The organism is Paracraurococcus ruber (genome assembly GCF_004353985.1).
GTDB classification, from domain to species: Bacteria; Pseudomonadota; Alphaproteobacteria; order Acetobacterales; family Acetobacteraceae; genus Paracraurococcus; species Paracraurococcus ruber.
On sequence record NZ_SMOA01000270.1, the window covers coordinates 1 to 6994 of the forward strand.

Annotated in this window: 4 protein-coding genes; 2 read left to right on the plus strand and 2 right to left on the minus strand. The window is 73.7% G+C overall.

Going from position 1 to position 6994, the window contains the following annotated elements:
- Together E2C05_RS26600 and E2C05_RS26605 are read right to left on the minus strand one after the other, a co-directional pair.
- A partial coding sequence (locus E2C05_RS26600) for a YncE family protein (protein WP_133222679.1) occupies window positions 1–708 on the minus strand: 708 nt, incomplete at its 3' end.
- The gene (locus E2C05_RS26605; protein WP_133222680.1) at window positions 705–5750 is read right to left on the minus strand and encodes a cupredoxin domain-containing protein; all 5046 of its coding nucleotides are present in this window, start codon (window positions 5748–5750) and stop codon (window positions 705–707) included. The genes E2C05_RS26605 and E2C05_RS26600, both read right to left, overlap by 4 nt.
- A 410-nt stretch (window positions 5751–6160) precedes the next feature.
- On the opposite strand from E2C05_RS26605, the gene E2C05_RS26610 reads away from it, so the two are divergent.
- Both E2C05_RS26610 and E2C05_RS26615 read left to right on the plus strand, forming a co-directional pair.
- Window positions 6161–6796: a prepilin peptidase gene (locus E2C05_RS26610; protein WP_133222681.1), complete on the plus strand. Its 636-nt coding sequence runs from the start codon at window positions 6161–6163 to the stop codon at window positions 6794–6796.
- The coding region (locus tag E2C05_RS26615) for a hypothetical protein (protein WP_205083097.1) at window positions 6793–6994 on the plus strand (202 nt) is incomplete at its 3' end. The genes E2C05_RS26610 and E2C05_RS26615, both read left to right, overlap by 4 nt.

Here is a 6994-nt window from a genome sequence, read left to right on the forward strand (position 1 = left end):
CGCCAGCCCATGCGGCCCGGCGCCGGCGGCGAGCCGCGCGGCCACCGTCCCGTCGGCGCGGTCCAGCAGCGCGACCTCCGCCGTCGCGCCCGCCCCGCCCTCCTGGCCGACCCAGAGATGCAGGCCGGCGGGGTCGAGCGCGAGGGCCGCCGGCCGGCCGCCGACCGCGATCCGCCGCCGCTCCACCCAGCGGCGGGTGTCGATCTCCGCCACCTCGCCGCGGTCGGGCAGGGCGACATAGAGCGCCTCGCGCGCCAGGTCCTCGGCATAGCCGCCGGCGCGGGCGGCAAGGTTGACCACCGCCAGCAGCCGGGTGCGGGCATTCCCGCCGACCGGGTCCAGCGCATAGACCGCGCCGTTCCCGCCCAGCACGGCCAGTTGCCAGCCGTTGAAGTCCAGCTCCGCCTGCCGGCCGAGCCGGGCCTGGATCAGGCCGCGCACCCGTTCCCGGCAGGCGGCCGCCTGCACCTCCGCCCGCTCGCCCCAGGCGGCCGGGCGCAGGCCGCGGGCCGGCCGGCCGTCCTCGGCGGCGAAGTCGAGGCGCAGCAGCGCCACCTCGCCGGGCCGCGGCGGGCCGCCGCCGGCATCCGCGAGGGTCAGCGTGGCGGAAATCCCCGCCATGCCATGCGTCAGGACCACCGGTCCCTCCGCGGCCGGGACCTGCCCGGCCGGGAGGAGCAGTGCGGCGAGCAGCGCTGCGCGCCTCATGGCGTCACCCTCAGGATGCCCCACTGGCCGCCATCGAAGGCCAGGGGGAACATGTTGCGGAAGAGGTAGTCGCCGGCCACCCGGAAGGGGCCGCCCGCCTGCTCCACCACGATGTCGAAGTGGTTGGCGGGCCCGACGCCCTCGCGGTTCGACAGCCACTGGCCGGGACGGTAGCCGGGCCGGCCGCGCACGCCCTCGATCCGCTGCGACGGGACCGTCCCGGCGACATAGGGCCGCTCGAGGAAGGCGTGGCCGTGCAGGGTGAAGCTGGCCGTCCGGGTATGGCCGCCCGGCTGCAGCAGGCGGAAGCGCAGCTCCTGCCCCGCCCGCGCGGTGAAGATCGGCGTGCGCGGGTCGCCGCCGGCGATGGCGTTGGACAGCGCGCGGGAATAGTCCAGCTCCCGCGTCAGCTCGAACACCTCCCCGGGCGGATGGCCGACGCGCGCCCACATCGGCTCCGTGCGGTAGTTGAAGCCGTAGAGGCCAGCATCCTGGCTGTCGTCGAGCCCCTTGCAGCCGGTGGTGACGATGCTCACCGGCTCGCCGGCGGCATCCGCCGCGCCCTCGCCCGCGCCGCTCGGGCAGACCGGCCGGCCGCTGGCGCGCAGCCCGACATCGTCGTGATAGACCAGGACGAAGTCGCGGAAGCTGCGGCCGTCCGGGGTCACCACCGTCGCCTGGGCGCGGCTGGTGCTGTCTTCCGTCCACACCGCGCCCTGCGGCAGCACCACCAGCGCGCCGACCAGGCCCTTGCCGGGATGCCGCAGCCGGTCGGCCGGCATCAGGTTGATGGCGCCGAACTCGACCGGCACGGCGTCCAGCCGCACCTGGCCGGCCGCCACCGGCATCTCCCGCAGCACGCCGGCATACCAGCGATAGGTCACCGCCTGGCCGCTGGCCGCGGTCTGGCTCGTGCTCCGCACGCCGTTCCGCACCGTGGCGTTCAGCCCGACATTAGCGCCGTCGCTGCGGCTGAGATCGGCGGTGACGAGCTGCGCGTGCAGCCCGACCTCGGCCGAGGGCCGCAGCTGGTTCATGTTGAACCGGTCGACCAGGAAGGGCAGCGCCACGAAATTGTGGTTCGCGGCGTCCACCACGCCGGCCGCCCAGCTGGCGGGCAGGCGGTTGGTCAGCGTCACCTCGATGCAGTCGCCCGCCGCGGCGCGCAGCACCAGCGGCTCCACCGGCCGCCCGGCGATCAGCCGGCCGTTGGAGAGGTCGGTGTCGCGCACGAAGAGCGCGCCGGTCGGGTCGATCAGCGGCCCGCGCTGGCCGGCATAGTTGCCCGCGCGGTCGTTCCAGGTGAGGCCGTTGGCGCCGATCGCGCTCGCCGCCGAGACGGCGGAGATCGCGTAGCGGCGGACCGGCGCGGCCGCCGGGCAGACGCCGTTGAACTCCGCCAGGTTGGTGACGGCCGAGGTCGCGCCGGCCGTCACCGTGCCCGCCCCCGTGCTCACCGTGCGCTGGGCCGGCGGCGCGTTGTTGGGCAGCGGCCGCAGGTCGGGCTGCTGGAACTCGTAGGTGCGCAGCAGGCCCCAGGCGCCGTTCCAGTAGCCGTCGATGCCCCCGGACGCGGCATAGAGATGGTCCACCGTCGCCGCCAGGTCGCCTTCCGGCGGCACGACCTGCGAGACGAACTCGAAATGCTCGGAGATGCCGAGCTGCTGCGCCGACCGCCAGCCGGAAGCGGGGTCGTCCTTGTTGGCCAGCCAGCGTGCGCCATGGATATGCGCGACATGCGGCTCCTCATGCGCGCCGGCCAGCAGGCGGATCTGGATCCGGTCCCGCTTGTAGGCGCGCAGCAGGGGCGTCCAGGGATCGCCGGGCTGGATGCTGCTGGTCAGCGGCGGATAGGTGTTGGGCTGCCGGTTGTAGTCCGCCATGGCCCGGGTGATGTCGGAGCGGAAGGCATAGGCGGGGTCGCCCGCCCGGCCCGCCGCCTGCGCCCCGGGGCCCGAGCCGTCCGGCCGCGGCGCGTTCGGGTCGAACAGCCGGTGGGCCAGCGGCTCGTTGCGGTAGTTCACGGTGTAGGTGCCCGGATCGGCGACCGAGATCGCCTGCGGGCAGGGCAGCGGCGCGCCGCCCGGGCAGCGGTTGGCGCGGCCGACCAGGTAGGGCAGGCCGATGCGGTCGCGCGCCGGGCTGTTCACCGCACGCGCCGGGTCCGGCGCCGGCCGGCCGAGCCCGTCCACGCCGCCGCCCTTGGCATAGGCATGCACGAAGTCGGCGACCTGCAGGTTGAACTCGCGGAAGCTTTCCGCCGGGTTCGGCATGATGATGCGGGCCGCCCAGCTGGTCGGGCCGCCATCCGGCCGCTGGTAGCCGAGCGGCGTGTCGCTCTCGGCCATCAGCCAGGTCGAGCCGCGCGGCTCGATCACCACCGAGGAATAGAGGCCGTTCTGCTGGTGGGTGGAAGGGCCGAAATGATCATGCGTGAAGACCGAGCCGAGGCCGCGATCCACCCCGTTCTGGTCGGTCACCGGGTCGGCGTACCAGCGCTGGACGGTGGTCATGGCGCCGAGCCATTCGTTGTTCGGCCCCGCCCCGAAGAAGGGATGCGGCACCGCCAGCGGGCAATTCGCGCCGGTCTGGCCCTCGGCGCAGCCGTAGTTGCGCCGGATGGCGGCGATGCGCTCGCGCACCTCGCCCGGGGCCAGCGTGCCGTCCTCGTAGTTCCAGCCATTGGCGGAGCCGTCGGCCGAGGTGACGTCGAACTTCACCAGGTGGATGTGCTGGCCGATGATGTCGGTCGGCGTGCGCACCTGGTAGTCGTCCAGCTCGTAGACATGCGGCACCAGGTTGGCGTGCTGGTACTCCACGCAGTCGCCGGAATGCACGCGGATCACCAGCGGCTCCGGCGGGCGCGTGCCGGCGAGCGTCGGCGCCACGTCCTCCCACAGCGCCGACATGCGGGCCTGCGGGTAGTGCCAGCCGGCGCGGTTCAGCGTCATGCGCAGCTGGATGGCGGCGCCCTTGTAGGTGCGCGTCACCGCGCTCCAGCTGCCATCCTCGTTGTCGGGGCGGCAGGGATCGGCATAGGGCGCGCCGCGCACCGGCGGGCGGCCATTGGTGACGAAGGCGCGCGGCGTGCCGTCATGCGTCACGCTGGGATGCGTCCGCAGCGCGTGGAAGGCCATGGCGGCGCGCTCGGACGGCTCGCCGGTCTCGGCCAGCCAGCGCACCTGCAGCCGCTCCGTCACCTTGTCGAGGTCGAGGCGGTCGAGCTGCGCCATCGCCTCCCCGCCCACGGCGACATGCCGCGGCAGGCCGCCATCGTGCAGCGTGTCGAGCGGCGGGCGCGGCGGCCGGTGGCCGGCGACGCCCGGGACGAAGAACGGATAGCCCGGGTTGTCCCCGGCCTCCGTCCCGCCGGCCAGCACCACCTGGCCCTGCTCGATCCGCACCGGCGCCGGCAGCGGGGCCAGCGCCATGCCGGGCAGCGGCACCAGCGCGTAGATCGGCGTGCCGCGCTCGATCTCGCCATCCGGCAGGGCGCGGGAATAGGGCAGCGGCCGGCCTTCAGAGTCGAGCGGCGTGCCCCATTCGAAGGTGTCGTGCACCCGCCAGAGGCCCCACATGCCCTGGGCGAAATGCGGGTAGAGGTGGCAGTGGAAGATGCTGTCGCCGATCGTCTGGTTGCGGTTGCCCGACCCGTTGAAGGCGATCTCGTAGGTCCGCCCGCTGCCCGGGGCGACGAACTGGCTGTCGAGATAGGCCGCGCCCGTGCTCTCCGGGTTGGACAGCCACTGGTGGGCGTGCAGGTGGAAGATGTGCTGCTCCGCCCCGGCATGCAGGTTCCGCATGCGCAGCCGGTCGCCGAGATAGCTCGGGAACACATTGGCCGGGTCGGCGGGATAGAGCGCCCGGGTCGCCTTGGGCGCCGCCGGGTCCACCGTGCCGTCCGGCCGCAGCGCGCTGGCGGCCGGGACGTCCACCACCAGCGCCGGGTCGTTGCCGGCCCAGGAGGTGAGGAAGAATTCCTCGTACTTGCATTCCGCGCAATGCGCCGCCGGCCCGACGCCCAGCCGGTTGGCCAGCACCTGGTTGCCGGCGCCGGTGATGCCGTAGTTGATGCCGAAGGCATCGCCCACGCCATGCAGCGTGTGGCCCAGCACCGGGTCGCGGAACTGCGGGAAACCCTGGATCGACTTCACCTCGTCATGGAAGAGGATGGTGAACTCGCGATAGGGCTCCTGCCGGCTGCGGGTGCCGGCGCCCGGCCCCTGCTCCTTCGTCTTGTTGGGCTCGAGGACCGGGTTGGCCGCCATCGTCGCGGTGTGCGGGCCGCGGGCCGGGCCGGTGACGATGGCATGCAAGTCGCCATGCACGATCCGGCTGCCCTGCAGCATCGCCAGGATCGGCCGGCCGGCCTTCGGGTGGCCGGCCGGGTAGGTGGCGTCGTAGTTGATCCGCGGATGCCCGGTCGGCAGCAGCATCGGCTGGCCGCCCGGCCCGCGCTCCGTCGCCAGGTCGAGCTCGGCCCGCGTCACCTGGCTGCGGTACCACTCCGCGCCGGCGGGCTGCACCGTGACGGCGCCGAACATGCCGAAGCCGAGCGAGCCGGTATTGGCCTCCCCGCCCGTGGTGACGCCCTGGTTGTAGAATAGAAAGGTACCCTCGACCGGGGCGTGCAGCTTGTAGGTCGTGCTGCCGCCGGGGGCGACCAGGCTGGTCGCGTTGCGGCCGACATGCGCGCCGTCGTCCTGGATGCCCCGGACATAGCTGAGGCCGGCGACATGCAGGCCGGCCATGCGCGTCGCCGGCTGGTCGATGGAGATGCCGGTCCCGTCATCGGCCTCGACCGGCACCGGGTTGAGCAGGTTGGTGAAGGAGATGGTCAGGCAGTCGCCGGCATTCATGCGCAGGACCAGCGGCCGCGGCCGCTGGTCGTCCCGCAGCTTCACCCGGCCGGGCATCAGGGCGCCGGAGCCCGAGACGGGCACCACGTCGTCCCTCAGGGCATAGATCATGAAGGCGGGGTAATGCGACCCGTAACGGTTGAACTGCACCGCCTGGTCGAGGGCGACAACGTCCGCCGACAACTCCCGCGTGCAGGCGGCAGTCTGGGCACCCGCGGCCACCGGCCACAGGGCGCAAGCCAATGCGGCCAATGCGGCCATCGGGCCCCACTGGCCAGTCTTTGGTAATCCGTCCCGGCTATCCATACGATCCATTGTCATCCCATCCCGGAAGGGCCGCTGCCCTTCCACGCTCTGCACGCCGGCGTCCTCCTCGACGCATTGCTGCGACCAGCCCGTCGCAAGAATCCATTAATCTACACTTTCGTAATAATAACGACGGATTTTGTGTCGCTCGCCGATCAAATTTATTTTATATGAACATGGCCAACGAATGATATCGCGGTGCCTCAAATTAGATGCCCTGGACTGCTGCCGGGGATGGACACCGGCCATGACAATGGCGGGCGCGCAATGAGAAGGACGGACCGGGTGTGCTGATCGCGGGGGACCTGCCGCTGCTGCTGCCGGGCGCGGCCGGTACGGGCGCGCTGCTGGGCGCCGCCGGCCATGCCCTCGCGCGCGCCTGCGGTGCCGGCGCCGGCGGCCTCCTCCCGCTCGCCGCCTGTGGCGCGCTCGGCGCCTTGCCGGCTGCCCTGCTGCTGCCCCCCGCCGCCTGGCTCGGCGCCGGCGCGCTCGGCACCCTGCTGCTGGCCATCGCCCGGCTCGACCTCGTCACCGGGGAGGTGCATGCCGGCCTCGCCGGGCCGCTCGCCCTGCTCGGGCTGGCGCAGGGGTTCGCCACGGGCGCGCTGGCGTTGGCGGCGGCCGGGGCGGCGTTCGGCTACCTGCTCTGCCGCCTGGCGGAGGCCGGCTTCCGGGCGGCGACCGCCCGCGACGGCCTCGGCCGCGGCGATGCCTGGGTGCTCGGCGCCGCCGGTGCCTGGACCGGGCCGGGCGGGACCGGCCCCACCCTCGCCCTCGGCGCCGCCCTCGCCCTGTTCGCCGCCCTGTGCCGCGACGGCCGGCTGGCCCCCGGCGCGGCGCTGCCCTTCGCCCCCGCCCTAGCGGCCGGGGCCTGGATCGCCTGGCTCGCCGGCGGCGGCGTGGCCGGCTGGGGCGTGCCTTGAGCGACGACGCCTCCGCCCGCCTCGCCGCGCATCTGCGCGCGCATGGCCTGCTGCCCGCGGCGGCGCTCGCCCGCGCCGAGGAGGCGCGCCGCGGCACCGGGGAGACGCTGGCCGGCGCCCTGCTCGCCCTCGGCCTGCTGCCGGAGGAGGTGCTGGCCGATGCCCTGGCCGCGGCGCTCGGCCTGCCGCGGCTGGCCC